This window comes from Rhizobium sp. WSM1328 (assembly GCF_057653715.1).
Window position 1 is genome coordinate 1725465 of sequence record NZ_CM172788.1, and the last position, 24921, is coordinate 1750385.

Consider the following 24921-nt stretch of genomic DNA (forward strand, 5'->3'; position numbering starts at 1 on the left):
GAATCAGTTAACCGTAACAGTGTGACGCGTATTCGAGGGGCTGGCGACAATGGCTGACAGGATTTCATCGAACGAATACTCCGACCTCGACGAGCTATCAGGAGAGGCGGTCGATCTTGTTGAAATCACCGGCGTCGTCAAGTGGTTCGACGTCGCCAAGGGTTTCGGCTTCATCGTGCCCGACAACGGCATGCAGGATGTTCTCCTGCACGTGACCTGCCTGCGCCGCGACGGTTACCAGACGATCCTCGAGGGAACGCGCATCGTCGCCCTCATCCAGCGCCGCGAGCGCGGCTATCAGGCTTTCAAGATCCTCTCGATGGACCAGTCGACCGCGGTTCATCCCTCGCAGCTGCCGCCGGTGCGCACCCATGTGCAGGTCACCGCGACGAGCGGGCTCGAGCGTGCGCTGGTCAAGTGGTTCAACCGCACCAAGGGCTTCGGCTTCCTGACGCGTGGCGAGGGCACCGAAGATATCTTCGTGCACATGGAAACGCTCCGCCGCTTCGGCCTGACGGAACTGCGCCCCGGTCAGGTGGTGCTCGTCCGCTTCGGCGACGGCGAAAAGGGCCTGATGGCCGCAGAGATCCATCCCGACGTTCCGAGCCCGGCAAGCCGGTCGCACTGAACATGCGCGGCCTAATCCTATTTGATGCCATCAGAAGCGCCATCCTGGCGCTTTTTTTCATGGTCGCGCTGCCGGCGTTCGCTGACGAGCAGATGCGGTTCGACAAGGAGCCGCTGCTGATCCAGACCGCTGCGGGCAAGGTGCTGCATTTTACCGTCGAGATCGCCTCGACCCCGGACCAACGCGCCCGCGGACTGATGTTTCGCAAGGTGATGGCCGACGATGCCGGCATGATCTTCGATTTCGACGAGCCGCGGCGCGTCACCATGTGGATGGAAAACACCATCCTGCCGCTCGACATGCTTTTTGCCGACGACACCGGCACGATTCGCCACATCAAGGAAAAGGCAGTGCCCTATTCGCGCGACATCATCGATTCGATGGTTGCGGTGAAATACGTCGTTGAACTCAATGCCGGCATCGTCGCCAAACTGGGAATCAAGCCTGGCGACAGGATCGTCAGCGCTACGACGACCAAGAAGGCGAAGTGACGGCGCATGCGAGCCGCGATGCGGCTGTCAAGGAATTCAACAATATCGGGATATTTGAATGGTCGGAGTGGAGAGATTCGAACTCCCGACCCTCTGGTCCCAAACCAGATGCGCTACCAGGCTGCGCTACACTCCGTGCCGTGAATGGCAGGGGAGATACACGGTTCACCTCCCCGTCGCAACCCATAAATCCAGCACAGGCTGGAGATTTTCTCGCCAGCCTGTGGATGCAGTTAGAATAATCTCGGATGTGCCGTCAATTTGCCGGCGAGGCGCAATGGGCGTCGGGACGGATCGGCCTTAGCCGCGGGCGAGCAGGCCGATATATTGGGCGTAGCTGATGGCAAGGTAGAAGAAAGCTGTGATGCCAGCACCTATCACAATGGCATTGAACTCCGCCGAACGTCTCATCATGCGTGCAAATCCACTGAAATCGATTGAGCCGTAAACTAGTGCCGAGGGAAGGCAGCGGCAATCAGGTTGTGATCACAAGGTGAGACAAGCGGTAATATTGCGAAATCCGGCCGGCAATCCCCGGATTTGAAGGGGAGGCGGGGCCGGCATCCCCTCGACATGCAAACGGAGTCGGCAGCGGCGTCGTTCACCGCCTTTTTTCTTGAAAAAGCGGGGATTCGCGGCTAAGCAAAATTCATCTCTTTGCGTTATCCTCAGCGATGATGCAAAAGGTCCGGTACGGGCCGGCAACGGGATTGAGATCATGAAAGGCGGGCGCTGCCCGCATAGTCGGAGACGCTGCAGTCATGTCTGCCAAGATCTATCGTCCAGCCAAGACCGCCATGCAGTCCGGCAAGGCCAAGACCCATCTTTGGGTGCTTGAATACGATCAGGAGTCGGCGCGCAAGATCGATCCGATCATGGGCTATACCTCGTCGGGCGATATGCGCCAGCAGGTGAAGCTCACCTTCGAAACGCAGGAACTCGCCGAAGCCTATGCCCAGCGCAACGGCATCGAATACCGCGTCATCGCACCGAAGGATCCGGTCCGCCAGGTTGTCGCCTATCCCGACAATTTCCGCTATACCCGCACGCAGCCCTGGACGCACTGAGATTTCTCGTCCAGATATGCCGCATCCGGTCGCGCTCGTGAGACGCGGCCAACAGACGGCCCCTTAGCTCAGCTGGATAGAGCACCTGCCTTCTAAGCAGGTTGTCGCAGGTTCGATTCCTGCAGGGGTCGCCACAAATCCAATGACTTGAAGCCGCCGCGTGACCAGCCCGAAGGGGCCCGGTCACTCGGCGCTCACATTGACCGCCGTCCGGCCAATCCCGCGTACGGCGGCCGGACGGGCGTCCCTAAAGCGCGTCGCGATCTTTCGCTCCTCGCGCTTTAGGTCTCTGTTTTCGCGCATGTCGTTGTCGCAAAACCGCTGCGCACTTTTGCGCGACATGCTTTAGCTAGAAGGATTGAGTCCGGTCGCGCAGCGGCCGGTCCTTTGCGCGACCGAACCGTCACGGGCCTCCATCATCTCGCTGATTAGTGGGCTTCGTACCGCTCTCCAAGTTCGTCGACGATCAGCAGCGTGCAGCCGCACAACTGCTTCTGGAAACGGAGGACTCGCCGCTAAAGCACGATGCGTAGATTCAAAGAGTTAGAGCGCCGTGCGTCCGAAAGGACGCACGGCGCTCTATACCGGTGCGGAATTATTGTTCGAACTTATCTCGCAACGCTAGAAACGCGGCGCCACTTTGATCACCGGCAACCTTCCGTTCGACGAAATGGACGGAGACCTTGGGATTCGAGCGCCTGACCGGCGCTTTGCTGGACCGCATCACCCACCACGCAACATCCTCGAGATGAACGGCGACAGCTATCGCCTCGCGCAAAGCCGCGCCCGAAAGGCCGGCTGACACCTGTCGAAAAATCGCGGCGCGCAGATTGCGCGCCGCGTGGCTGGTTTTTACTCCTCCGGCGTCGACATATCTCCGGATTGTTGGCACGATTGTTGTGGCGATCGGACGACCGCCACAACGGGTACGGCTACAGAAGAAAATCGCCTGTCCCCAGGTGGACGAGGCCCTTCATCTGAACCTCGAAATCACGAACGCCGTCGCCGTTCAGGTCGCCCTGGATAACGGTAGCGTCGTTCGCGGATCCAGCCTTGTCTTCATAGTGCCAAGCGAGCGCGCCAGCCTTGTGGTCGAAAGAGGCATCCTCCTGCGCCAGGAAATGGAAGGTTCCATTGCCCTGCGCAGAGCCATTCGCATCTATCGCCGAGAAGTCCATCTTATCGACGCCGTGCTGGAAGTCGGTGATGACGTCGCGGTTCGAGCCGGACCCGATTTCCGTCGGTGCTTTGAAGACAAACGTATCCGCGCTGACGCCACCGGTCATGATGTCCTTGCCGGCACCACCGATGATGACGTCCGTGCCGGCGCCGCCGTTCAGCTTGTCCGCGCCGGCCCCGCCATCGAGAACGTTGCTGCCGCTATTGCCGGTCAGCACGTCGTTGTAGCTGGAGCCAGTCAAGTTTTCGATGCTGACGAACTTGTCGCCGGTAGCATGCCCGCCCGATGCGGCCCCAGTCGCCAAGTTGACGTTGACCCCGCCGGAGCCCGCATAGCCCGCCGTGTCCTGTCCGGTACCACCATTGATGACGTCCCCGCCGGCGCCGCCGCTGAGCTTGTCCGCGCCAGCCCCGCCATTGAGAACGTTGCTGCCGCCATTGCCGCCGGTCAGCACGTCGTTGTAGCTGGAGCCCGTCAAGTTTTCGATGCCGGCGATCTTGTCACCGGTGGCTTGCCCGCCCGATGCGGCCTTAGTCGCCAAGTTGACGTTGACCGCGATGGAGCCCGCATAGCTGGCCGTGTCGTTGCCAGTGCCGCCGTCGAGCACGTCCGCGCCGGCGCCGCCCTTCAACACGTCACTACCGCCGAGACCCTTGAAGGTTTCGTTGCCGCCGTTGGACTGGCCGGTGTGTGGCATGATGTCGTTGCCGTTGGTCCCGACGAATTCCTTCGTCGGCGTGGTTGGCGTTCCCGGTTGTGTCGGTGTGGTTGGCGTTCCCGGTTGCGTCGGCGTGGTTGGCGTTCCCGGTTGCGTCGGCGTAGTTGGCGTTCCCGGTGCTGCGCTGGAGCTCGATTCGTAGGCACCGACATCGACAGTTCCAACGACGCGAGCGTGGCCGTCCAGATCGTCCGAGGCGACGCCGTACTTGTTGGTTCCGTGGTCGATCGCCAGCGAGCCGGAGCCGAGGTGGAAGTTATCGCTCGCTGCCCCCGAGAATTTCGGGTCGACGCCGAGCTGGTTGCCGTTCGCCGCGCTCGGCATCGCGTTGCCGCCGTCGGTCTTGACCGAGGCCTGGCCGGCCGTGCCGTTGTAGGTGATGTTGTTGGCCCAGACGACGTTAGTGTTCTTGTAGCTGTCGGTCGACGTGTTATCGATCGCGGTGTTGTTCTTGTTCAGCGATGGGTCCGCCACGGCGATGTTGTTGACCCAGGTGTTGTTGCTCGACGCCGAATTGCTGAGCTCGCCGCGCCAGGTACCACTATTCGCCGGGTCCTGATTGTTGTGGTATGCGGTGTTGTTTTTCACCGTGACGGAGTCGCTCCAGGTAACCTGGATGCCTTTGCCGCCGTTCTGGTAGACGAGGTTGTTCTCGACCAGGGTCTTGAACGTGTAGTTCGGATGACCGCTCGCCTGCGTGCTCTGGAAATCGTCGATGATGATGCCGTTGCCATCGGTGTGCGCACCCGACTTCGTGACGTTGTCGTGCGAGATGTTGTTCCGCACGATCGTCCGGTAGCCCTCCGTCGAAGTATCGCCGGTGATGTTCCGGTTCTCGTAGATCGAGATGCCCGAGAACCAGCCCGTCGATGCGTTATTGTAGGTCTCGTTCCCTTCGATTTTGATGAAGTCCGACTGGTTGAACTGGATGCCGGACTCGCCGCTGCCGTGGACCTTGTTGTTGAGAACTGAGATGTGGTGGACGTTGTTCGCTTCGATGCCGTCGCCTTTGGCGCCGCCGATGTCAAAGCCGTCGATTGTCACGTAGTTGGCGTTGACGCTGATCGCGTTCCACGAGCCCGCGGGCGGCCGGATCAGCGCCCCGCCGGGCACTTCCGAGCGCAGCGTGATGTCGGCTGCCGCCGAGCCGTCTTTGTCGAAGTTAATAGCTTCGTTGTAGGTCCCCGCCTTCACCACGACCTCGTCGCCGGGCTTAAGGTTCGCCGACATCGCCTCGCTGATCGTGCGAAAGGGAGAGGAGGTGCTGCCGTTGCCGCCGTTGCTGCCAGTTGTCGCTACGTAGTATGTTGTCATGGTCTTGTTCCTCAACCCCCGCCCGTTAATATTTGTGGTTAATCCTGCTTTACGGCGGCAGGTTATAGGGCGACATTTTGGAGGGCGCAACAGCAACGCAACAGTAAGTGCTTGAGAAGCATAGCCTTATTGCTGCCACAATATCCGAATCGATCCAAAGTTACGTTTTGAAATATTTGGTGAATTTCGAGTCGCCCAAAATGTGGCGGTATTAATATCTCGCCTGCCGCGAGTTATTCTTTCTGCAACCAGAGCGACATGCATCCATTGAAAACTTTAGAAAAACCTGATGCGCGTGGTTGGATTGCTCCCGCCAAATGCGGAATCGACATTTTTTTCTGAATTCGGCAATTTTGGGCAGCATCGCCTTACGATTGGTGCTGGTCGAGGTGGTAATGGGAGGTCGACAGTATCGATTCGACCAACCCATTGCCCAGCATTTCAAGCGCCACCGCGTTCCCGCCGAGACCATCGGGCATGCGGTGTGACTATACTTTGGCTGCGGACTGATGCCTGGTCCAGGAGCGTGAGACTGACTGAAAGGCGCCTCAAGAGCCATCGTCGCTATTCTCTCCAAAGCAAGTTCGCGGAGCGTGTTCACATTTCGTTCCTGTGGTGCTAGGCTCACCTTCCGCGACGGGCGAGGGGAGGCCTTATGGATCAAAGGGGCAAGTTTGAGCGACTGAAGGCGCTTCACCAGGGCGACAGGGCTTTTGTCATCCCGAACCCATGGGACGCCGGTTCGGCTCGCCTGCTCGCGAGCCTTGGCTTCGAGGCGCTTGCGACTACCAGGGTTACGCCTTTTCCAAAGGCAAATTGGATTCATTTGCGAGCCTTGGACGGGATGAGGTCCTTGAGAACGCCGCCGAGATCGTTGGCGCTGTTGATCTTCCTGTGTCTGCCGACCTTGAAGATGGCTTCGGTGCGTCGCCAGAAATCTGTGCGGAAACCGTCCGCCTGGCCTGCGAAACCGGACTTGTCGGCGGATCAATCGAAGACGCAACAGGCAATCCTGCTGCCCCGATCTACGACCTATCGCAGGCCGTTGAGCGCATCCATGCTGCCGCGGAGGCTGCACGCGGTCTACCTTTCCTTCTCACTGCGCGGGCGGAGAATTATCTTTGGGAGAGACCCGATCTGGAGGACACCATCGAACGGCTGCAAGCATTTTCGGCCGCCGGGGCAGATGTGCTTTACGCCCCCGGCTTGCCTGATATCGAGGCAATCAGAACCGTTTGTGGGGCCGTGGACAAGCCAGTCAACGTGGTCATGGGTTTGAAAGGGCGAAAATACTCGGTTGCCGAACTGTCGAGCGCCGGAGTACGGCGCGTGAGCGTCGGCGGCTCTTTCGCGCGGGCAGCGCTGGGTGCGTTGATGCGCGCCGCTATGGAGGTCAAAACAGCCGGTACGTTTGAATATGCCGACGACGCGCTCTCCGCTGCATTCGCCAGCCAACTGATGTCACGGGAGAAGCGGCGGGACAGGCTATGAGTTGGGCCGAGAAGCAAAGGTTTCCTCAAGGGACCGCTGCGGCAGTTGGTCTGTCTGCAGCAGGCCGTCCCGGACGGAACGTCACGACGACTTTTTTCGCGCGGATGAAACCATCCAACCCGTAACAGGGCTGGAGTTCGATTTCGATGTCTTCCGGTCCTTTTGGCAGGGCATAGTAGCCGGCTCGGCCACGATCTGTTGCGTAGCGGAGGATGAGACCATTGATCACGTTCTGGTGGCTGAAGCCGTCCAGCTGCAGGTCCATGATATCTTCGAAGGCGAAGGTGACGACTGCGTGCTTGTCAAGGATGCGGTATCCATCTTGATCAACGGCATCGGTGCAAATCCAGCCGTGTATCTTCAGCTCGCAGATGCCGGTGCGATTGAGTGTGAGGCTCAAAATTTCCGCGTCATGAAGGGTCGGCTTCTGGCCGAACCACGCCAGCAGTTCCGGACCTCCGGCTATCTTCTCGTAGGTCATCTCATCTCACACGGCAGATTGGTGATGGCATACAGATAGCCATCTGTCGCCGGCCTGCGAGCCTGACACCGCAAGCCTGTTTAGCGACCTTGAAAAATTTTGATCAGCTTCGGTGTGAACCTGTGGCTTTTGATGTCAACGAAATCGTCATAGGTGGCGCGACCAGAAATCATCGCTGCGAGAAGCCGGCTGCAGGCAACCCGCGGAGCATCTTTGTCCGAAGCGTTTGTCACAAGACCAGCATTGTGACGGGCGTTTGCATCGAAGCTCTTCACGCAAATATTGACTGCTTCATTTCTCGCTCTTGCACTGCCCTGCGTTAGTGTGACGAAAGAATCATACTCCTGACGCGTTGGCGTGCAGGCAGTCAGCAATCCCATGGCAATCAATACTGTCACGATACCAGCGCGCATTATTATATTATTCCTTTGATGACCCATTGATCGACGTTTGATGTTTATTTCGATTCGTGTGACGCGGGATAGACCATCTGCGAAATTGCGAAGGCCGATCAGAAGGCAGAAATGCCTTGCATCAAACGCGCTTGAAATGGCGAAGCCAGGAAGATGTGCGCGGCTCGAATTCGGCAGTCGTTCCATTATTCGTTAAAGCTCAGGAACGCGGTGCCCCTATCTGTTCGAGCGGCGGATTTGCACTGCTCGAGCGTTTCCGCAAATTCTTCTCTGGAATCTGCTTGAGCGATCTCAGTGAACGACTGAGAGGTAACGGATGCCGGCTTCATCCGCCGCTCTCATCAGCGCTTCCCGTGCGGCGTTTGGCGGCGTCGTGCCGCGGATGGCGTCGAGGCATGTCCTGACCGCCACGACGTACTCCTCGCCATCATCGCCCGGCCATTCGGAAATGAGCATGGTGGCTGCATCTCCGAGGGTTCTGACGATGCTGTATTTTTCCTGGCCGCTCATGAGGATCCTCAGCGCGGGAAACTGATGCGATGTGTACCGATTCATTACATTTGGTCCTTGCATCATAAACATATTAGTAACTCTGCAAGAAGCGTTCCAACTGACGCCCCAGGATGATTATCTTCTATGAATCGGCAAAGCAGTCGGCAACGCTTCTCCAGGCAGGAAGCCGGGAACTTGTTTTAAACACATTGCCGTCATATTGATTCATCTATCGAAATTGCTTGTCGAGCTTGGTTTGCGCCCCGGCGTCCCAGCTGATCTTTCCTTTCAAAATCGATTTCTGCGCCGTCCGGCAGCAGCCGGAGGGTGATTGTCATGCCGGTTGAGGGGGAATCGTCATGAATGCAGTCAATTCTTTGATTGACGCAAGCCTCCGCCAACACCATCGCCGCTGCCTGATATGCCTTCGGTCTTTGACCGCGGATGTCAGTGGCGGCATTCCGGCTGGGTTTTCCAGCCATTGAGGAGAATTTCATGAGCAAGACCAATGCAGAGGCACTGTTGCGCAAAGCGCAGCGCCAGGTTGCCAATACCAGCGGCGGCGGCCATCTCGGCGGCACCAACTTCGGTCAGGGCAATGACGCCAAGACCTCGTCCGGAAGCGGCAATCGCCCGGCGGGCAAGGGTCGGCCGCCAGCTGGCGGCAAACGCTGACTATAGCGCCGCGCGTCTTTCCGATTTAAGGAACTATGCAGAGGTCGCGATTGAAGACAGCCCCGCCAAAATGGCGGGGTTTTTGTTTGATAGGCTTCTGAAGGGCACGGCTCTTCTCAGCGATCCAGGAAATGTTCGAAGTAGATCTGGGGGATGGGATAGGCGTAGACGCCTCTGTCGACGAAGCTGCGCCTATAGAGGCAATTTCTGAGAGCCGCATTGTAATGCAGGCTTCGCGGGTCCGGCGAGCCTCGTCGCCATGAGCTTGCCTCCGGCACGCAGCGTTGCAGTGCCTTGTCGTATCGAGCCAGGAGGACCGGGTCGGTGTCGACCCGAATGCCGCTATAGGATTGATAGTTTGAAGGAGATTCTGCGGCCGAAATACAGGCAAGGCTAAGTGCAACACCAACGACTGCCATCAATCTCATCGGATTTAATTCTCCCCTGATCGATTATCGAAGTATCGAGCCGAACGTTATTGGTTCCAGTGCCTGCGGGCAAGTGGACGCCCTGTTCCGGCGTCCGCATCTGCCCGAGACGTTACCCGCACAGCTGCCGCCACAGAAATGGCGGCAGCTATCCGTCATCGATCAATCCAGGAGGTCGGCCGGTACCTTGCCGCCGTTTTCCGAAAGCCGCTTCATCAGCGCCTTGTGCAGCCACATGTTCATTTTTGCGGAATCGTTGGTGTCGCCGGTATAGCCGAGTTCGGCGGCAAGTTCCTTGCGCTCGGTGAGGCTGGCATCCATCCCGACGGCTTTCATCAGGTCTACGATCGAGCGGCGCCAGTCGAGTTTCTGGCCGCTCTTCTTCACGGCAGCGTCAAGGATCGGGACGATATCGACTGTGGCTTTGCCTGGCGCGGTGGCCGTGGGGACCGGCTTGCTCTGCGGAGCAGAGGCCGCAGGCGCCGGACTGGGGGCAGCCGACGGTGAGGCAGGCGCTTGCGCCGGCTCTGTCTTCGGCGCGCCGGCAGCAACGGGTTCGGCTGCTTTCGCCTCTCCGAAGATTGCATGTTTGATCTTGTCGAAAATGCCCATTCTAAACCTCCAGTTCCATCAGATGAGAACAAGCTGAAACATGGACTTCCCGCCTGATATATCCAGACGGAAGGGGAGTTATTTTTAGCAATCTAAATCGGAGGTGGAAAAGTCAATTCGGGGGAAGGGTGTAGTCGATCTGCACGAAAACGCTGCAAATGGATCAATCACGGCCAATCGTATCGCGAACTGAGATTTGCTTGCTGGCTCTAAGTTTCCTGGTCCAATGGGGGTGGAAATACTCCGTCGGCTCTCCAGGCGCTGCGAGATATGTTTGCTTTTGGCACAGTCTGTCAGATAATTCGTATTCCAATAACCGTAAAACATCATCGCACGCCCCCGAACCGACTTGCCGAGCCGTCTCGTGAAACCTTCGTCATCTCTTCACGTTGCCTTGCCATGGACGTCCTTTAGTTGCAGGCGTCCGATCGATCGAAGGTACGCGCGTTCCTCGATTTTCGACTGCCGGGCAGATCGCTCGGCGGAATGGAAACGGAGGAAAATATGACCCATAACCACAATAGACTCTCCTTTGCAGTGCTCGCATCCGCCTGCGCCCTCCTTGCCATGCCGGCAGGCGATGCGCGTGCGCTCGATGTCGGTGTGTCGGTAAATGCAGGCAATGCCGTCAGCGCCGATGTCGGGGCTTCGATTGGCGGCGGGAGCGGCATCAGCGCCGATGCCAATGTTTCCGCTGGCGGCTCGAATGGCGTCAATGCCGATGCGACCGCCAATGCCGGTAGTGGCCGAGGCATCGATGCCGCTGTCAATGCCAGCGCCGGCGGCAGCAATGGTCTCGACGCAGACGCCAACGCCAGGATCGGTGGTGGGCGCGGCGTCAATGCCGATCTCAATGCACGCGCCGGCGGTTCTGATGGGCTCGATGCCAACGCCACGGCCTCGGTCGGCAGCGGTAATGGCGTCGACGCCGATCTCGCCATCGGCAGGGTAGATGGGGCAGGCAGCAACGGCAGACCCGCGGCTGAGCGCAGCCTCAGCGCGTCGCAGATCCGCACCCTGGAGGCCTTCCGGGCGAGGCCCGTCAATGAGCAGCGCAAGATGCTCGTCCGTTGCGCCGATATCTCCGGTTCAGGCAGCTCCGACTCCGGTCTTGCCGGTCTCTGCAGTCTGCTGCAGGCAACAGCTTCCCGCTGAACGTGAAAGACCCGCCGAACCGGAAGGCGAGGCGGGTCTTTTCAAAGGAACGCTTCGATTCAATGCAGGATCTGGCTGAGGAACAGCTTTGTGCGTTCGTGCTGCGGATTGTCGAAGAACTCGGCCGGCGAATTCTGCTCGACGATCTGGCCCTGGTCCATGAAGATAACGCGGTTGGCGACCTGGCGGGCAAAGCCCATTTCGTGCGTGACGCAGAGCATGGTCATGCCTTCCTCGGCAAGACCCACCATGGTGTCGAGCACTTCCTTGATCATTTCGGGATCGAGTGCCGAGGTCGGCTCGTCGAACAGCATGATCTTCGGGTTCATGCACAGCGACCGGGCGATCGCCACGCGCTGCTGCTGGCCGCCAGAGAGCTGGCCCGGATATTTGTTGGCCTGCTCCGGGATCTTGACGCGCTTCAGAAAATGCATGGCCACTTCTTCGGCCTGCTTCTTCGGCATCTTGCGCACCCAGATCGGCGCCAGCGTGCAGTTTTCGAGGATCGTCAGATGCGGGAAGAGGTTGAAGTGCTGGAACACCATGCCGACTTCGCGCCGCACCTCGTCGATCTTTTTCAGATCGTTGGTGAGTTCGGTGCCGTCGACGACGATCTTGCCTTTCTGATGCTCTTCAAGGCGGTTGATGCAGCGGATCATCGTTGACTTGCCCGAACCCGACGGGCCGGCAATGACGATGCGCTCGCCGCGCATGACCTTCAGGTTGATGTCGCGCAGCACGTGGAAATCGCCGTACCACTTGTTCATGTTGACGATCTCGACCGCCACTTCCGTTGCGGAAACGGTAAGCTTTTTCGCTGGAGCTTCAGCCATGACTATTTTCCCTCATTCTTATCGTTGTAGCGTTCTTATCGTTTGTGGCCGGTATCGAGATGGCGTTCCATGAAACCTGAATAGCGCGACATGCCGAAGCAGAACAGCCAGAAGATGAAGCCCGCGAAGATCAGGCCCGTGATCGGCGTGACGGCGCTTGCCCAATTGGCATCGGAGAAGTTCAGCTTGACGATGCCAAGCAGATCGAACATGCCGATAATGGTGACCAGCGACGTGTCCTTGAACGTTCCGATGAAGGTGTTCACGATGCTCGGGATGACCAGCTTGATGGCCTGCGGCATGATGATCAGCCGGGTCTTCTGCCAATAGCCGAGGCCGAGTGAATCGGCGCCTTCGAACTGTCCCTTCGGGATCGCCTGAAGGCCGCCGCGGATCACTTCAGCCATATAGGCCGACGTGAAGATCGACACACCGATCAGCGCCCGAAGCAATTTGTCCACGTTCCAGCCTGTCGGAAGGAAGAGCGGCAGCATGACACTTGCCATGAACAGAACGGTGATCAGCGGAACGCCTCGAATGACCTCGATGAAGGTAACGCAGAGCATCCGGATGACCGGCATCTTCGAGCGGCGTCCCAGCGCAAGCAGAATGCCGACGGGTAGGGAGACGGCAATACCGACAAAGGACAGCACGAGCGTCACCATCAACCCGCCCCAGAGCGGAGTCTCCACCACTTCGAGGCCTAAGCCGCCGTGAAGAAGCCAGAAGGCGATAACCGGCAGGACGGCGAACAGAAGAATGGCGTTCAGCCCCTTGCGCGGCGCCGACGGGATCAACATCGGAACCAGCAGCAGAATGAACAGGATCCCGACGATCGCCGGCCTCCAACGCTCACCGAGCGGATAGCGGCCGAAGATAAACTGATCGTACTTGGCGCTGATGAAAGCCCAGCATGCGCCACTCCAGCCGTCAGGCTGGATGCCGCCCTGGATCGTTGTCGCGCAGAATGTGCGGTCCGGCCCGGACCATACGGCCTGGATGAACAGCCAGTTGACGAGATGCGGCACGGCCCATGCGATCAGCGCAAGAGCCAGAATCGTCAGGATCACGTCCTTCGGAGTTGCCAGGAGATTGCGACGTATCCAGGCGACGGCTCCCCTCTCGCCGGGGGGCGGCGGTTCGGCGGCAAGGATGGACGTTCTGACAAAGGGTTTATCGGCGACCGACATCTTATCTCTCCACCAGTGCCATCTTGGCATTGAACCAATTCATGAACAGCGACGTGAGAATACTCAAGCTGAGATAGACGATACCCCAGATGCACACGATCTCGATCGCTTGACCGCTCTGATTGAGGATCGTGCCACCGACGGCAACGAGATCCGAGAAACCGATCGCGATGGCGAGTGAGGAGTTCTTGGTCAGGTTCAGGTACTGGCTCGTCAGCGGCGGGATAATGATGCGCAGCGCCTGCGGCACCACGACAAGTCTCGTCACGCTCGACGGATGCAGCCCCAGCGCGCCGGCGGCCTCGGATTGTCCCTTTGCAACGCCGCGAATGCCGCCACGAACGATCTCGGCGATGAACGAGGCGGTATAGAAGGACAGAGCGAGAAACAGCGACATGAATTCGGGGCCGACGACGGAGCCGCCCGTGAGGTTGAATTTTCCGGCAACCGGAACGTCGAAGGTGAGCGGAAAGCCAGAGACGACGAAGACCAGCAATGGCAAGCCGACGATCAGCGCGATCGCCGTCCATACGGTGTGGAACGGCTGGCCGGTTGCGGCTTGGCGTTTGTGGGCCCAGCGCGCGATGATGATGGTCGCGACAATCGCAATCAGCAGGGCGATGCCGACCGCTATCATGCCTGTCTCGAAGATTGGCTTCGGGAAGGCTAGTCCTCTATTGTTGAGGTACATGCTGAACGGCAGCGCCACCGACTCGCGCGGCTGCGGCAAGACGGAGAGAACGCCGAGATACCAGAAAAAGATGACGAGCAGCGGCGGAATGTTGCGGAAAACCTCGACATAGACCGTGCAGAGCTTGGCAATCAGCCAATTGCGCGACAGCCGGCCGATCCCGATCAGGAAGCCGATGATGGTCGCCGTGAAAATACCGGTCACCGCCACCAGCAAGGTATTCAGAATGCCGACGACAAGTGCGCGCGCATAAGTCGAGTCACTTGAAAAGCCGATCAGCGACTGGCCGATTTCGAAACCGGCGCGACCGCGAAGAAAGCCGAAACCCGATGCCGTATTGCTGCGGGCAAGGTTCACGGCCGTGTTGTGGGCCACCCACCACACAAAGCCCACGAGAATAACAATTGTTAGAACCTGGAAAAATATGCTCCGGTATTTCGGGTCGTACATTGCCGACCGGAAACTCCAGCCGGTGCCATGCAAAGGTGTCGTATCCACAGCCTCATGCGTCATGCCGCGCCAATCCCCTTGTGCCCGTTTTCGGGCTTTCTTTTTGCTTTTTGGAAGATGGGAGGGCGGCTTGGCCGCCTTCCCGGGATTTCATGTCAAAGCTCGATTAACGAACCGGCGGTGCGTACTGGATGCCGCCCTTGTTCCAGAGAGCATTCAAGCCGCGTGCGATCTTGAGCGGGCTACCCTGGCCGATGTTGCGCTCGAAGATTTCGCCATAATTGCCGACGCCCTTGATGACGTTGGCGGCCCAATCATTGGTCAGGCCGAGATCAGTACCAATCTTGGTGTCGGTCTCGCTGCCGAGGAAGCGCTTGATATCCGGGTTCGGCGAGTTTTTCATCTCGTCGACATTTGCCTGGGTGATGCCGAACTCTTCGGCATTGATCAGCGCATAAGCTGTCCAGGAAACGATATCGAACCACTGATCATCACCCTGACGGACGGCCGGGCCAAGCGGCTCCTTGGAGATGATCTCGGGAAGGATGACGTGTTCGTCGGGATTTTTCAGCGTCAGACGCAACGAATAGAGACCGGATTGGTCGGTCGTGTAAACGTCGCAACGACCGGCGTCGTAGGCCGCGTTGACCTCAGGAAGATTTTCGAAGACGACCGGATTGTACTGCAGATTGTTCGTCTTGAAGTAATCGGCGAGGTTCAGCTCCGTGGTCGTGCCCGACTGCACGCAGATTGCGGCGCCGGAGAGTTCGAGAGCCGACTTCACATTCAGGCCCTTGCGAACCATGAACCCCTGGCCGTCATAATAGGTGACAGGACGGAAGTTGAAGCCGAGTGCGGTGTCGCGATTGATCGTCCAGGTCGTATTGCGCGAGAGGACGTCGATTTCGCCGGACTGCAGAGCGGTGAAGCGTTCCTTCGCATTTGTCGGCGTGTACTTGACCTTGGTGGGGTCGCCGAACACGGCCGAAGCGACGGCCTTGCAGAAGTCGACGTCGAAGCCGGCCCAATTGCCGGAAGCGTCAGGTGCGGCAAAGCCGGTAAGGCCGGTATTGACGCCGCACTGAACGAAACCCTTTGCCTTGACGTCTGAGAGAGTGGTGGCGGAGGCAGCCGAGGCGCCAACTGCCAAAACTGCTGCGCCGATGGCGGCGGACAGGAGCTTATTTTTCATTTTCCCAACCTTTTCCGTTGTCTTATCTTTTCTTGTGGAGAGTGCGTGCCGACAATCCGTGCCGCCTCCCCATTTGTCTCGACACCCTCCCGGCGCGAGTGACCCTATCACAGTCGCAAATGTCACTATGGTCAAGTGTCGCGCCTAATAATTGCGGCGAAATGCAACATTTTGGCAGATAGCGCTGCATTCATGGGCGGTTGGCTAGGAAATAGGCGTCCAGTTGCGGAAAAATAACGCGAAAAACGAAATTTCCATCATTTCAGACCGTCGCCTGCAACCGATCTTCAAGGGGTTGACCCGAAACGGCCGGGCGTCCAAAAGTCAGGTTTCGCGACCCCTCGCAAAGGCTATTCCCGACATGAAAGACAAAGACAGCTTGCTGCAGAATGCCGGCATCAACACCCGCCTGACCCATATTGGCAACGATCCTTTCGACTATCACGGCTTCATCAATCCGCCGGTCGTGCATGCCTCGACGGTGTTGTTTCCGAACGCCCGGGCGATGGAGACGCGCACGCAGAAATACACCTACGGAACGCGCGGCACCCCGACGACGGATGCGCTCTGCGAGGCGATCGACGCACTCGAAGGCTCGGCCGGAACGATCCTTGTGCCCTCGGGCCTTGCGGCCGTCACCATTCCGTTCCTAGGTTTCGTCGCGGCCGGCGATCATGCGCTGGTGGTCGATTCGGTCTATGGCCCGACGCGCCATTTCTGCGACACGATGCTGAAGCGCCTCGGCGTCGAGGTGGAATATTACGATCCGGCGATCGGCGCCGGCATCGAGACGCTGTTCCGGCCGAACACGAAGCTCGTTCACACCGAGGCTCCCGGCTCCAACACCTTCGAGATGCAGGATATTCCGGCGATCTCGGCGGTCGCGCACCGCCACGGCGCCGTCGTCATGATGGATAATACCTGGGCGACGCCGCTCTATTTCAGGCCGCTCGATCACGGCGTCGACATCTCGATCCATGCATCGACGAAATATCCGTCCGGCCATTCCGACATCCTGCTCGGAACGGTTTCGGCCAATGCCGAGCACTGGGAGCGGCTGAAGGAGGCAAACGGCGTGCTCGGCATCTGCGGCGCACCCGATGATGCCTATCAGATTCTGCGCGGATTGCGCACCATGGGCCTGCGCCTCGAGCGGCATTATGAAAGCGCGCTTGATATTGCGGAATGGCTGGAGGGCAGGGAGGATGTCGCCCGCGTGCTGCATCCGGCTCTGCCGAGTTTTCCCTCTCATCATCTCTGGAAGCGCGATTTCAAAGGCGCCAGCGGCATCTTTTCCTTCGTGCTGGCCGCCGACGGCCCCGAGAAATCAAGAGCAAAGGCGCATGCCTTCCTCGACGCCCTCAGGATTTTCGGTCTCGGCTATTCCTGGGGTGGCTTTGAAAGCCTCGCTCTGCATGCCTATCTCAACGATCGCAAGGTCGCCAAGGCGCCCACGGATGGTCCGGTCATCCGCCTGCAGATCGGCATCGAGGACGTGGTCGATCTGAAGGCCGATATCGAACGGGGTTTTGCGGCGGCAAGCGCGGTCTGATCAGACAAGCTTTGTCGTCGCTTGTGAAACCTCAAGGCAGATCTGCAGCCCGATAGCCGTAGATCCAGTCGAGATCGGCCGCCAGGCTTAGCGGCGGCTTGAGGCCGAGCACGAGATCGCGGCCGATCCGGATCGGCCCTTTCGCATGATAGGCGAACCGGTTGAAGGCGCCGCGCTGGCGAAGTCTCGCAATGCGTGGCGCCCGATGTCTTTCGAAGCGCGCCAGCGCTTCCGCCATGGGGCTATTCGAAAGAAACGCCGCCAGTTCGTAGGCGTCTTCGATCGCCATCGCCGCTCCCTGTCCGGCAAAAGGCATCATCGCGTGGGCGGCGTCGCCGATCAGCACCGTCTTTCGGCCGTCCTGCCATGTGCCTGATGTGGTTTCGAACAGCGGCCAGAACGTTAGCTTATTCTGTCTGTCGAGCAGCGAGACGATTGCGGCATTCCAGCCGGAAAGGCGTGCCCGCAGCTCGGCGCGCTGTTCGGCCGTCGGCTCGCTTTGCCAGGCCTGCGGCGCGGTATTGCCGGCGGTGATCGCCACCATGTTGAAGCTGCCGCTTTCTCTCAGCGGATAGCAGACGAGGTGCGCCGAGCCGCCGAGAAAAGCCGAAACGCTTGCCCTATCGAGGAAACCGGGCGCCTCATTTTCGGCAATGGTGAAGCGGTAGGCGATATTGCCGGAAAAGCGCGGCGAGGGGCTGCCCGAAATGGATTGCCGGAGCTTCGACCAGACGCCGTCGGCGCCGATCACGACGTCGGCCGCCCGCTCGAAAGGCGGTAGGGTCGCATCGATCCGCACGCCGAGGTGAAGCCGGCAGCGCGGATCGGCCGTAACCGCTGCCAAAAGGGCTTTCTGCAACGTAGTGCGGTGCAGAACGCCATAGGGAGCGCCCCAGCGTTCCCGCGCGAATATGCCGGCCGGCACCGCCGCGAGCTGGCGGAGCGACCCGCCCGATATCAGCCGGATCGCGTCCGGCTCGAGCCAGACCTTTGACAGTCCTTCAAGGATGCCGAGTTCGGCAAGGATGTGCGAAGCGTTCGGCGAAACCTGCAATCCAGCGCCGATTTCGGTGAGTTCGCCCGCCTGCTCGAAGATCTCCGAACTGATGCCCCGGCGCGAAAGCGCAAGGGCAGCGGTCAGCCCTGATATCCCGGCGCCGATGATGGCGGCATGTTCGACCGGCATTGTCCGTCCGATCCGAATCTGGACTGACTACGCCGCCTTCACGTGAAAAACGCAACCGGCCGGATTGGTTTGGCTGGGCTTGAGCGCGGAATTGAACCGATAGAGCGTCGAGCAGTAGGAACAGACCTTCTCGTTGTCGTCGCCCATGTCGATGAAGATATGCGGATGATCGAAGGGAGCCGAAGCGCCGGTGCACATGAATTCCTTGACGCCGACTTCGATAACGCGGTGACCGCCGTCGTTCTGGAAGTGGGGAATGTTGTGGCCGGCCATGTCGCTCTCCGAATGCTTTGAAATGTGCGCGAACCTTATAAGCCTTCGCCGCAAATGTGTAGAGCCAAAGCACTGCGCCAGGCACAGTTTTTGGCTTCACGATGAAAGGCCGCTCGATTATGGTCGCGCCAAAAAGGAAGGCCAGATGAACCTGAATACACCCACATTTTCAAGCTTCACCCATGACGGATTGCAGCTCGCCTTCTTCGATGAGGGCGATCCGGCCGGTGTGCCCGTGATGTTGATCCACGGCTTTGCCTCGACTGCAAACGTCAACTGGGTGCATCCGGGTTGGTTGAAGACGCTCGGTGATGCCGGCTTCCGGGTGATTGCCATGGACAATCGCGGCCACGGGGCAAGCGACAAGCCGCACGATGCCGAAGCCTATCGCCCATGGATCATGGCCGGCGATGCAATCGCGCTGCTCGACCATCTCGGCATCCCCGAGGCCAATGTCATGGGCTATTCGATGGGCGCGCGCATCTCCGTCTTTGCCGCGCTTGCCAATCCGCATCGCGTCCGTTCGCTGGTGCTCGGCGGCCTCGGCATCGGCATGACCGACGGCGTCGGCGACTGGGACCCTATTGCCGATGCGCTGCTGGCGCCCTCGCTGGAAGCGGTGACACATGCCCGCGGCCGCATGTTCCGCGCCTTCGCCGAGCAGACGAAGAGCGACCGGGTCGCTCTTGCCGATTGCATCCGCGGCTCGCGCGATCTCGTCGCCCGCTCCGATATGGCCAAGCTCGACATGCCGACGCTGATCGGCGTCGGCACCAAGGATGATATCGCCGGCTCGCCGCAGGAATTGGCGGCGCTGATGCAAAATGCCGAAGCGCTCGATATTCCGGGCCGCGATCATATGCTCGCCGTCGGCGACAGGGTTTTCAAGCAGGCGGTGCTGGCCTTCTATGCAAGGGTCGCCCATTGCTGACAACATCGTGATGCCGAAAAACCATGCTAAAAAACCATGGCGACGGCACCCATTTATGTTATTGCCGTTTTCCTCTATATATTGGCATTCCGAAAACGGCATTCCGGCTGGCAGCGAGGAGAGCGGCGATGGTCGCAAAGACTGACATTCGTGCTTTTGACACAGGCCATCCGCTGAAGGTGATGGATCCCATCTGGGACAGCCTGCGCGAGGAAGCCCGGCTCGCCGCCGAACGGGACCCGGTTCTCGCCGCCTTCCTCTATTCGACCGTGATCAACTACCATTCGCTCGAGGAATGCGTCATCCACCGCATCTGCGAACGTCTCGATCACCCCGACATGCAGGCGAACCTGCTTCGCCAGACTTTCGAGGAAATGCTCCTCGACTGGCCTGACTGGAGCTCCATCCTGCGCGTCGATATCCAGGCGATCTATGACCGCGATCCCGCATGCCTGCGCTTCATGGAAGCGGTGCTTTATTTCAAGGGCTTCCATGCGCTGCAGACACATCGTCTGGCCCATTGGCTGCTGAACCGCGGCCGGCGCGATTTTGCGCTCTATTTGCAGAGCCGCTCCTCCAGCGTCTTCCAGACCGACATCAATCCGGCCGCCCGTATCGGCAAGGGCATCTTCCTCGATCACGCCACCGGCCTCGTCGTCGGCGAGACGGCCGTCATCGGCGACAACGTCTCGATTCTGCACGGTGTCACACTCGGCGGCACCGGCAAGGAGGGTGCCGACCGCCATCCGAAGATCGGCTCCGGCGTCATGATCGGCGCCGGTGCGAAGATCCTCGGCAATATCGAGATCGGCTACTGCTCACGCGTCGCCGCCGGCTCCGTCGTCCTGAAGGCGGTGCCGCCCAAAAAGACAGTCGCGGGTGTGCCGGCCAAGGTCGTCGGCGAGGCCGGTTGTTCCGAGCCGTCGCGCAACATGGACCAGGTGATCGGCGCCGACATCTGAGCGCCCGTTGGAAACAAGGATAGGAAAAGTCGGCGGGATCCGAGCGGGGAGAGCCATGAGCAAACGGCAACCTTGCCTTTACACCGCTGCATTTCCTGTGCAAGAAGCGGCCAATCAAGACCGCTTACGGAGATGACAGAGTGAAGCCAGAAGAAATCAAGAAGCTCGACGCCTATTTCAAGCGCATGTTCAATCCGCAGATGATCGTCAAGGCGCGTCCGCGCAAGGATGATTCTGCGGAAGTCTATCTCGGCGAAGAATTTCTGGGTGTCGTCTATATCGATGACGAGGACGGCGACCGCTCCTACAACTTTTCGATGGCGATCCTCGACGTCGATCTCTGATCGCGTTCGAAAGCTTCAAAAGGACCGAACGGCGCGATCCGTTCGGTCCTTTTTTCGTTTTTTCGATTCGCAACGAGAATTTATTCAAAACTTCCGGTTGCGGCATTCTGATATATTTTAGCAAAATCAATTAAAGACGTACGTGCCCCGGCGCGCTGCCTTTGTTATCTTTTTGTAATGCAACCGTTGGATGTTTTGCAGCGCACAAGACTACTTGACTATTTGTGCATTGCAGCTACCCTGCGGCCACCAACAGCCCAACGGAGGATGGCTCATGTTCAACTTTGAAGACGCCAACAAGAAGAGCAAGGAAGCCGTCGACACGGCCCTGAAGACCTATACCGACACGTCCAAGGGCTTTCAGGCAATCGCCACCGAAGCCACTGAATATTCGAAGAAATCTTTTCAGGACGCGGTGACGCATTTCGAAACGCTGGCCGGCGTCAAGAGCTTCGAGGCCGCCTTCGAGCTGCAGACGAGCTACGTCAAGGCGTATTTTGAAGGCTTTGTCTCCGAGACGACGAAGCTCAGTGAGATGTATGCCGATCTCGCCAAATCAGCCTACAAGCCCTATGAGGCACCGATCGCCGCTGCGGTCGTCAAGACCGCAAAGTCGGTGTCGGCGGCGACGCCTGCTGCTGCTTGAACTGATTTCAAAGGCGCAACCTGCGCTACATATTGAAAAATGAAGACCGGCTACGCATCTGTAGCCGGTCTTTTTGTTTCCACTTTCGCTGCAGCGCCCGCATGGGATCGACCGGGGACTTTTTTGGTCTTTCCCGTGCATGCCGGCCATTTCTTGATTGCAGTGTCTGACAGGGGGCTTAAAATCAGCCTATTATGAACTAAGTTAGTGTTTCAGATATTCGGCGGGAAAAGCACCCTCCCATGCTCCGCTGGATTGCTTGAGGAATGAATGACAATGATCGCAAAGCCGATCCGGATGCAGAACGACAGCGAAAGGAACGGGGACAACGCAAATCGAACCTCGGTCATCACGCGCACCAAGCCGAAGACCAAGAAGCCCAATCTTTATCGTGTGCTGCTTTTGAATGACGACTACACTCCCATGGAATTCGTCATTCATATTCTGGAGCGTTTTTTTCAGAAGGATCGTGAAAGTGCCACCCGCATCATGCTCCATGTCCATAACCACGGCGTCGGCGAATGCGGAATATTCACATACGAGGTAGCGGAAACGAAGGTCAGCCAGGTGATGGACTTCGCCCGGCAGCACCAGCATCCGCTGCAATGCGTCATGGAAAAGAAGTGAGGATCTGAACGTGCCAACATTTTCGCCTAGTTTAGAGAAGGCGCTCCATCAGGCACTGACCTTTGCCAACGAGCGGCACCACGAATATGCGACGCTCGAGCATCTGCTGCTCGCCCTGATCGACGATGCCGATGCGGCCGCGGTCATGGGTGCCTGCAATGTCGATCTCGACGCGCTGCGCAAGACGCTCGTCGAATATGTCGACAACGAACTTTCCAACCTGATCACCGGTTATGACGAGGATTCGAAGCCGACCTCCGGCTTCCAGCGCGTCATCCAGCGTGCCGTCATCCACGTGCAATCGTCCGGCCGCGAAGAGGTGACCGGCGCCAACGTGCTCGTCGCGATCTTCGCCGAGCGCGAGAGCCATGCCGCCTATTTCCTGCAGGAGCAGGAAATGACCCGCTACGACGCCGTCAACTATATCTCCCACGGCATCGGCAAGCGGCCGGGCGCTTCGGATGTGCGTCCCCCGCGCGGTGCTGAGGACGAAGCCGAAAGCAGCAAGCCGACGGCGCGCGGCGGCGAGGAAGAAGGCGGCCCCAAGAAGCAGCAGGATGCGCTCAAGGCCTATTGCGTCAATCTCAACGAGAAGGCCAAGGGCGGCAAGATCGATCCGCTGATCGGCCGTCACGCCGAGGTCAGCCGCACGATCCAGATCCTGTGCCGCCGTTCGAAGAACAATCCGCTCTATGTCGGTGATCCCGGCGTCGGCAAGACGGCGATCGCCGAAGGCCTTGCCAAGCGCATCGTCGAAGGCAAGGTTCCCGAAGCGCTCGCCGATGCGACGATCTTCTCGCTCGACATGGGCACGCTGCTCGCCGGCACGCGCTATCGCGGCGACTTCGAGGAGCGCCTGAAGCAGGTCGTCAAGGAACTGGAAGAATATCCGGGCGCCGTGCTCTTCATCGACGAGATCCACACGGTGATCGGCGCCGGCGCCACCTCGGGCGGCGCGATGGATGCATCGAACCTCCTGAAGCCGGCCCTGTCATCGGGCGCGATTCGCTGCATCGGTTCGACCACCTACAAGGAATACCGCCAGTTCTTCGAGAAGGACCGGGCGCTGGTCCGTCGCTTCCAGAAGATCGACGTCAGCGAGCCGTCGATCGAGGATGCGATCGAGATCATGAAGGGCCTGAAGCCCTATTTCGAAGAGTATCACCACCTGCGTTATTCGAACGACGCCATCAAGTCGGCCGTCGAATTGTCGGCCCGCTACATCTCCGACCGCAAGCTGCCCGACAAGGCGATCGACGTGATCGACGAAACCGGTGCGGCCCAGATGCTGCTGCCGCCGTCCAAGCGCCGCAAGCTGATCACCGAAAAGGAGATCGAGGCAACGGTCGCCACGATGGCGCGCATTCCGCCGAAGACCGTCTCCAAGGACGACGAAGCCGTGCTCGCCAATCTCGAGCAGGAACTGCGTTCGGTGGTCTACGGCCAGGACATAGCCATCGAAGCCCTTTCGACCTCGATCAAGCTGGCGCGTGCGGGTCTTCGCGAGCCGAACAAGCCGATCGGCGCCTATGTCTTCTCCGGTCCGACCGGCGTCGGCAAGACCGAGGTGGCAAAGCAGCTGGCATCGTCGCTCGGCGTCGAACTGCTGCGCTTCGACATGTCGGAGTATATGGAGCGGCACACGGTTTCGCGTCTGCTCGGCGCACCTCCCGGCTATGTCGGCTTCGACCAGGGCGGTCTTCTGACTGATGGCGTCGACCAGCACCCGCATTGCGTGGTCCTGCTCGACGAAATCGAGAAGGCGCATCCCGACATCTACAATATCCTGCTGCAGGTCATGGACCACGGCACGCTGACCGACCACAACGGCAAGAAGATCGACTTCCGCAACGTCATCCTGATCATGACGACCAATGCGGGTGCGTCGGAAATGGCCAAGGCGGCGATCGGCTTCGGCTCGTCCAAACGCACCGGCGAGGACGAGGAGGCGCTGACCCGCCTGTTCACGCCGGAATTCCGCAACCGTCTCGACGCGATCATTCCTTTCGCGGCGTTGCCGACGGCCGTCATCCACAAGGTCGTGCAGAAGTTCATCATGCAGCTGGAGGCCCAGCTTTCCGAAAGGAACGTCACCTTCGACCTGCACGAGGATGCAATCGCCTGGCTGGCGGAAAAGGGTTACGACGAGAAGATGGGCGCCCGCCCGCTTGCTCGCGTCATTCAGGATACGATCAAGAAGCCGCTCGCCAACGAAATCCTCTTCGGCAAGCTGAAGAAGGGCGGCGTCGTCAACGTCACTGTCGGCCCGAAGGAAGACGGCAAGCCCGGCATCGTGCTCGAAGCCATTTCGGAAACGGCGCCGATCAAGCCGAAGCCCGAAGCCGAGGTCGTGCATCCCGAAGGCGATGATGGGGATGACGGCGAGCTGAAGACGAAGGCGGCCCGCAAGACCCGCGCCAAAGCAGTGCCGCAGGCCGAGCCTGAGGTTCGCGACGCCCCGAAGAAGGGAAGCGCGGTTCCGAAGGTTCCACGCAAGAAGTAAGATACCGTCACCGAATTGGAAAAGGCCGCGTCACTGCGGCCTTTTTCGTTTTCGGATCTGCATGCGCCCTTTTCAGAGCCTGGTGTAGTCGATCTCGAGAAAATCGGCGACCTCGGGCACCCAGCGGTCGCGCACGAAGGCGACATGCAGGGGATGGAGGTTGTACGTGTCGTAGCCAGCCTGATCGTCGAATTCCATCGAAAAGCCGAAGGCAAAAGCATTCTTTGGACTCGTCTGCCGAAGCTGCTCGAAATTCCGCACGCTCGGGATATTGGCAAGCACCAGCGCGTCGGCGAGGAACGACGTTTCTTCAGCCGAGCCGGCTTCGTGCTTCAGGCGGAATGCGACAGTATGGCGGATCATGATTTTGTTCCAAATGATTGTCCGGATTGAATT

26 protein-coding genes, 2 tRNA genes and 2 pseudogenes are annotated in these 24921 nt (G+C 59.1%); 15 read left to right on the top strand and 15 right to left on the bottom strand.

What is annotated here, in order from left to right:
- Positions 1–49 precede the first annotated feature (49 nt).
- Entirely contained in the window at positions 50–628 is a 579-nt protein-coding gene (locus tag AC2444_RS08895) for a cold-shock protein (RefSeq protein WP_012757289.1), read from the top strand.
- Positions 629–630: 2 nt separating this feature from the next.
- The gene (locus tag AC2444_RS08900; protein ID WP_012757290.1) at positions 631–1119 is read left to right on the top strand and encodes a DUF192 domain-containing protein; all 489 of its coding nucleotides are present in this window, start codon (positions 631–633) and stop codon (positions 1117–1119) included.
- Between the two features lie 59 nt (positions 1120–1178).
- On the opposite strand, the gene AC2444_RS08905 is transcribed toward AC2444_RS08900, so the two are convergent.
- A tRNA-Pro gene (locus AC2444_RS08905) sits at positions 1179–1255 on the bottom strand.
- Positions 1256–1880: 625 nt separating this feature from the next.
- Here AC2444_RS08905 and AC2444_RS08910 point away from each other — a divergent pair.
- The 3 genes and pseudogenes from AC2444_RS08910 to AC2444_RS08920 form a co-directional block, all read left to right on the top strand.
- Positions 1881–2186, top strand: a complete 306-nt coding sequence (locus AC2444_RS08910) for an ETC complex I subunit (RefSeq protein WP_003539138.1) — start codon at positions 1881–1883, stop codon at positions 2184–2186.
- A gap of 57 nt (positions 2187–2243) precedes the next feature.
- A tRNA-Arg gene (locus AC2444_RS08915) sits at positions 2244–2320 on the top strand.
- Between the two features lie 449 nt (positions 2321–2769).
- Positions 2770–2988, top strand: a pseudogene (locus AC2444_RS08920) (ATP-binding protein); the annotation flags it as partial.
- Between the two features lie 130 nt (positions 2989–3118).
- On the opposite strand, the gene AC2444_RS08925 reads toward AC2444_RS08920, so the two are convergent.
- A complete protein-coding gene (locus AC2444_RS08925; protein WP_012757292.1) occupies positions 3119–5398 on the bottom strand; it encodes a right-handed parallel beta-helix repeat-containing protein in 2280 nt (759 codons plus the stop codon).
- Between the two features lie 655 nt (positions 5399–6053).
- Between AC2444_RS08925 and AC2444_RS08930 the strand changes: the two are divergent.
- Positions 6054–6889: pseudogene (locus AC2444_RS08930) on the top strand (isocitrate lyase/PEP mutase family protein).
- Between the two features lie 25 nt (positions 6890–6914).
- Here the strand turns inward: AC2444_RS08930 and AC2444_RS08935 are convergent.
- From AC2444_RS08935 to AC2444_RS08950, 4 genes are all read right to left on the bottom strand, one after another.
- Positions 6915–7370 (bottom strand): Imm50 family immunity protein, encoded by a 456-nt coding sequence (locus tag AC2444_RS08935; RefSeq protein WP_012757293.1) that lies wholly within the window; start codon positions 7368–7370, stop codon positions 6915–6917.
- Positions 7371–7450: 80 nt separating this feature from the next.
- The gene (locus AC2444_RS08940; protein ID WP_012757294.1) at positions 7451–7783 is read right to left on the bottom strand and encodes a hypothetical protein; all 333 of its coding nucleotides are present in this window, start codon (positions 7781–7783) and stop codon (positions 7451–7453) included.
- A gap of 291 nt (positions 7784–8074) precedes the next feature.
- Positions 8075–8365, bottom strand: a complete 291-nt coding sequence (locus AC2444_RS08945; protein WP_017993967.1) for a DUF982 domain-containing protein — start codon at positions 8363–8365, stop codon at positions 8075–8077.
- A gap of 125 nt (positions 8366–8490) precedes the next feature.
- Positions 8491–8757 carry a hypothetical protein gene (locus tag AC2444_RS08950; protein ID WP_017993968.1) on the bottom strand — a complete coding sequence of 89 codons (267 nt, stop codon included), beginning with the start codon at positions 8755–8757 and terminating at the stop codon, positions 8491–8493.
- Positions 8758–8770: 13 nt separating this feature from the next.
- On the opposite strand from AC2444_RS08950, the gene AC2444_RS08955 reads away from it, so the two are divergent.
- Entirely contained in the window at positions 8771–8950 is a 180-nt protein-coding gene (locus AC2444_RS08955) for a hypothetical protein (protein ID WP_003559012.1), read from the top strand.
- 116 nt (positions 8951–9066) lie between these two features.
- On the opposite strand, the gene AC2444_RS08960 is transcribed toward AC2444_RS08955, so the two are convergent.
- Both AC2444_RS08960 and AC2444_RS08965 read right to left on the bottom strand, forming a co-directional pair.
- A complete protein-coding gene (locus AC2444_RS08960; RefSeq protein ID WP_012757296.1) occupies positions 9067–9378 on the bottom strand; it encodes a hypothetical protein in 312 nt (103 codons plus the stop codon).
- A gap of 162 nt (positions 9379–9540) precedes the next feature.
- Positions 9541–9990 carry a DUF3597 domain-containing protein gene (locus AC2444_RS08965; protein WP_012757297.1) on the bottom strand — a complete coding sequence of 150 codons (450 nt, stop codon included), beginning with the start codon at positions 9988–9990 and terminating at the stop codon, positions 9541–9543.
- 504 nt (positions 9991–10494) lie between these two features.
- Between AC2444_RS08965 and AC2444_RS08970 the strand changes: the two genes are divergently transcribed.
- Positions 10495–11145: a hypothetical protein gene (locus AC2444_RS08970; RefSeq protein ID WP_012757298.1), complete on the top strand. Its 651-nt coding sequence runs from the start codon at positions 10495–10497 to the stop codon at positions 11143–11145.
- Between the two features lie 59 nt (positions 11146–11204).
- Here AC2444_RS08970 and AC2444_RS08975 read toward each other — a convergent pair whose 3' ends face one another.
- The 4 genes from AC2444_RS08975 to AC2444_RS08990 form a co-directional block, all read right to left on the bottom strand.
- Positions 11205–11978: an amino acid ABC transporter ATP-binding protein gene (locus AC2444_RS08975; protein WP_012757299.1), complete on the bottom strand. Its 774-nt coding sequence runs from the start codon at positions 11976–11978 to the stop codon at positions 11205–11207.
- A gap of 35 nt (positions 11979–12013) precedes the next feature.
- Positions 12014–13168 (bottom strand): amino acid ABC transporter permease, encoded by a 1155-nt coding sequence (locus AC2444_RS08980; protein WP_012757300.1) that lies wholly within the window; start codon positions 13166–13168, stop codon positions 12014–12016.
- A 1-nt stretch (position 13169) separates the two neighbouring features.
- Positions 13170–14372, bottom strand: coding sequence for an amino acid ABC transporter permease (locus AC2444_RS08985; protein ID WP_012757301.1), 1203 nt, complete (start codon positions 14370–14372; stop codon positions 13170–13172).
- Positions 14373–14475: 103 nt separating this feature from the next.
- The gene (locus AC2444_RS08990) at positions 14476–15501 is read right to left on the bottom strand and encodes an amino acid ABC transporter substrate-binding protein (protein WP_003559026.1); all 1026 of its coding nucleotides are present in this window, start codon (positions 15499–15501) and stop codon (positions 14476–14478) included.
- A gap of 361 nt (positions 15502–15862) precedes the next feature.
- On the opposite strand from AC2444_RS08990, the gene AC2444_RS08995 reads away from it, so the two are divergent.
- Complete coding sequence (locus AC2444_RS08995; protein ID WP_012757302.1) at positions 15863–17053, top strand: cystathionine beta-lyase; 1191 nt, start codon at positions 15863–15865, stop codon at positions 17051–17053.
- 31 nt (positions 17054–17084) lie between these two features.
- Here AC2444_RS08995 and AC2444_RS09000 read toward each other — a convergent pair whose 3' ends face one another.
- Both AC2444_RS09000 and AC2444_RS09005 read right to left on the bottom strand, forming a co-directional pair.
- Entirely contained in the window at positions 17085–18239 is a 1155-nt protein-coding gene (locus tag AC2444_RS09000) for an FAD-dependent monooxygenase (protein ID WP_012757303.1), read from the bottom strand.
- A 27-nt stretch (positions 18240–18266) separates the two neighbouring features.
- The gene (locus tag AC2444_RS09005; protein WP_003539274.1) at positions 18267–18512 is read right to left on the bottom strand and encodes a zinc-finger domain-containing protein; all 246 of its coding nucleotides are present in this window, start codon (positions 18510–18512) and stop codon (positions 18267–18269) included.
- 145 nt (positions 18513–18657) lie between these two features.
- On the opposite strand from AC2444_RS09005, the gene AC2444_RS09010 reads away from it, so the two are divergent.
- From AC2444_RS09010 to clpA, 6 genes are all read left to right on the top strand, one after another.
- Positions 18658–19443, top strand: a complete 786-nt coding sequence (locus tag AC2444_RS09010) for an alpha/beta fold hydrolase (protein WP_017993974.1) — start codon at positions 18658–18660, stop codon at positions 19441–19443.
- A gap of 128 nt (positions 19444–19571) precedes the next feature.
- Positions 19572–20405, top strand: a complete 834-nt coding sequence (gene cysE / locus AC2444_RS09015; RefSeq protein ID WP_003539276.1) for a serine O-acetyltransferase — start codon at positions 19572–19574, stop codon at positions 20403–20405.
- 140 nt (positions 20406–20545) lie between these two features.
- Positions 20546–20749 carry a DUF3126 family protein gene (locus AC2444_RS09020; protein ID WP_003539277.1) on the top strand — a complete coding sequence of 68 codons (204 nt, stop codon included), beginning with the start codon at positions 20546–20548 and terminating at the stop codon, positions 20747–20749.
- A gap of 274 nt (positions 20750–21023) precedes the next feature.
- Positions 21024–21395, top strand: coding sequence for a phasin family protein (locus AC2444_RS09025; RefSeq protein ID WP_012757305.1), 372 nt, complete (start codon positions 21024–21026; stop codon positions 21393–21395).
- Positions 21396–21671: 276 nt separating this feature from the next.
- Positions 21672–22022, top strand: a complete 351-nt coding sequence (gene clpS, locus AC2444_RS09030; RefSeq protein WP_017988219.1) for an ATP-dependent Clp protease adapter ClpS — start codon at positions 21672–21674, stop codon at positions 22020–22022.
- Between the two features lie 10 nt (positions 22023–22032).
- Entirely contained in the window at positions 22033–24525 is a 2493-nt protein-coding gene (gene clpA, locus AC2444_RS09035) for an ATP-dependent Clp protease ATP-binding subunit ClpA (protein WP_012757306.1), read from the top strand.
- Between the two features lie 72 nt (positions 24526–24597).
- On the opposite strand, the gene AC2444_RS09040 is transcribed toward clpA, so the two are convergent.
- Positions 24598–24888, bottom strand: coding sequence for a Dabb family protein (locus tag AC2444_RS09040; protein WP_012757307.1), 291 nt, complete (start codon positions 24886–24888; stop codon positions 24598–24600).
- Between the last annotated feature and the right edge of the window lie 33 nt (positions 24889–24921).

Excerpts from the sequence above, each read along its gene's own strand:
- AC2444_RS08990 (WP_003559026.1), bottom strand. The coding sequence starts at position 15,501 with ATGAAAAATAAGCTCCTGTCCGCCGCCATCGGCGCAGCAGTTTTGGCA.
- AC2444_RS08895 (WP_012757289.1), top strand. The coding sequence starts at position 50 with ATGGCTGACAGGATTTCATCGAACGAATACTCCGACCTCGACGAGCTA.
- AC2444_RS08945 (WP_017993967.1), bottom strand. The coding sequence starts at position 8,365 with ATGTTTATGATGCAAGGACCAAATGTAATGAATCGGTACACATCGCAT.
- AC2444_RS09025 (WP_012757305.1), top strand. The coding sequence starts at position 21,024 with ATGTTCAACTTTGAAGACGCCAACAAGAAGAGCAAGGAAGCCGTCGAC.
- AC2444_RS08940 (WP_012757294.1), bottom strand. The coding sequence starts at position 7,783 with ATGCGCGCTGGTATCGTGACAGTATTGATTGCCATGGGATTGCTGACT.
- AC2444_RS08910 (WP_003539138.1), top strand. The coding sequence starts at position 1,881 with ATGTCTGCCAAGATCTATCGTCCAGCCAAGACCGCCATGCAGTCCGGC.
- AC2444_RS08995 (WP_012757302.1), top strand. The coding sequence starts at position 15,863 with ATGAAAGACAAAGACAGCTTGCTGCAGAATGCCGGCATCAACACCCGC.
- cysE (WP_003539276.1), top strand. The coding sequence starts at position 19,572 with ATGGTCGCAAAGACTGACATTCGTGCTTTTGACACAGGCCATCCGCTG.
- AC2444_RS08965 (WP_012757297.1), bottom strand. The coding sequence starts at position 9,990 with ATGGGCATTTTCGACAAGATCAAACATGCAATCTTCGGAGAGGCGAAA.
- AC2444_RS08960 (WP_012757296.1), bottom strand. The coding sequence starts at position 9,378 with ATGAGATTGATGGCAGTCGTTGGTGTTGCACTTAGCCTTGCCTGTATT.
- AC2444_RS09010 (WP_017993974.1), top strand. The coding sequence starts at position 18,658 with ATGAACCTGAATACACCCACATTTTCAAGCTTCACCCATGACGGATTG.
- AC2444_RS09005 (WP_003539274.1), bottom strand. The coding sequence starts at position 18,512 with ATGGCCGGCCACAACATTCCCCACTTCCAGAACGACGGCGGTCACCGC.
- AC2444_RS08900 (WP_012757290.1), top strand. The coding sequence starts at position 631 with ATGCGCGGCCTAATCCTATTTGATGCCATCAGAAGCGCCATCCTGGCG.
- AC2444_RS08950 (WP_017993968.1), bottom strand. The coding sequence starts at position 8,757 with ATGGCTGGAAAACCCAGCCGGAATGCCGCCACTGACATCCGCGGTCAA.
- AC2444_RS08935 (WP_012757293.1), bottom strand. The coding sequence starts at position 7,370 with ATGACCTACGAGAAGATAGCCGGAGGTCCGGAACTGCTGGCGTGGTTC.
- AC2444_RS08970 (WP_012757298.1), top strand. The coding sequence starts at position 10,495 with ATGACCCATAACCACAATAGACTCTCCTTTGCAGTGCTCGCATCCGCC.
- AC2444_RS09000 (WP_012757303.1), bottom strand. The coding sequence starts at position 18,239 with ATGCCGGTCGAACATGCCGCCATCATCGGCGCCGGGATATCAGGGCTG.
- AC2444_RS08985 (WP_012757301.1), bottom strand. The coding sequence starts at position 14,372 with ATGACGCATGAGGCTGTGGATACGACACCTTTGCATGGCACCGGCTGG.
- clpS (WP_017988219.1), top strand. The coding sequence starts at position 21,672 with ATGATCGCAAAGCCGATCCGGATGCAGAACGACAGCGAAAGGAACGGG.
- AC2444_RS08925 (WP_012757292.1), bottom strand. The coding sequence starts at position 5,398 with ATGACAACATACTACGTAGCGACAACTGGCAGCAACGGCGGCAACGGC.
- AC2444_RS08955 (WP_003559012.1), top strand. The coding sequence starts at position 8,771 with ATGAGCAAGACCAATGCAGAGGCACTGTTGCGCAAAGCGCAGCGCCAG.
- AC2444_RS09040 (WP_012757307.1), bottom strand. The coding sequence starts at position 24,888 with ATGATCCGCCATACTGTCGCATTCCGCCTGAAGCACGAAGCCGGCTCG.
- AC2444_RS08975 (WP_012757299.1), bottom strand. The coding sequence starts at position 11,978 with ATGGCTGAAGCTCCAGCGAAAAAGCTTACCGTTTCCGCAACGGAAGTG.
- AC2444_RS08980 (WP_012757300.1), bottom strand. The coding sequence starts at position 13,168 with ATGTCGGTCGCCGATAAACCCTTTGTCAGAACGTCCATCCTTGCCGCC.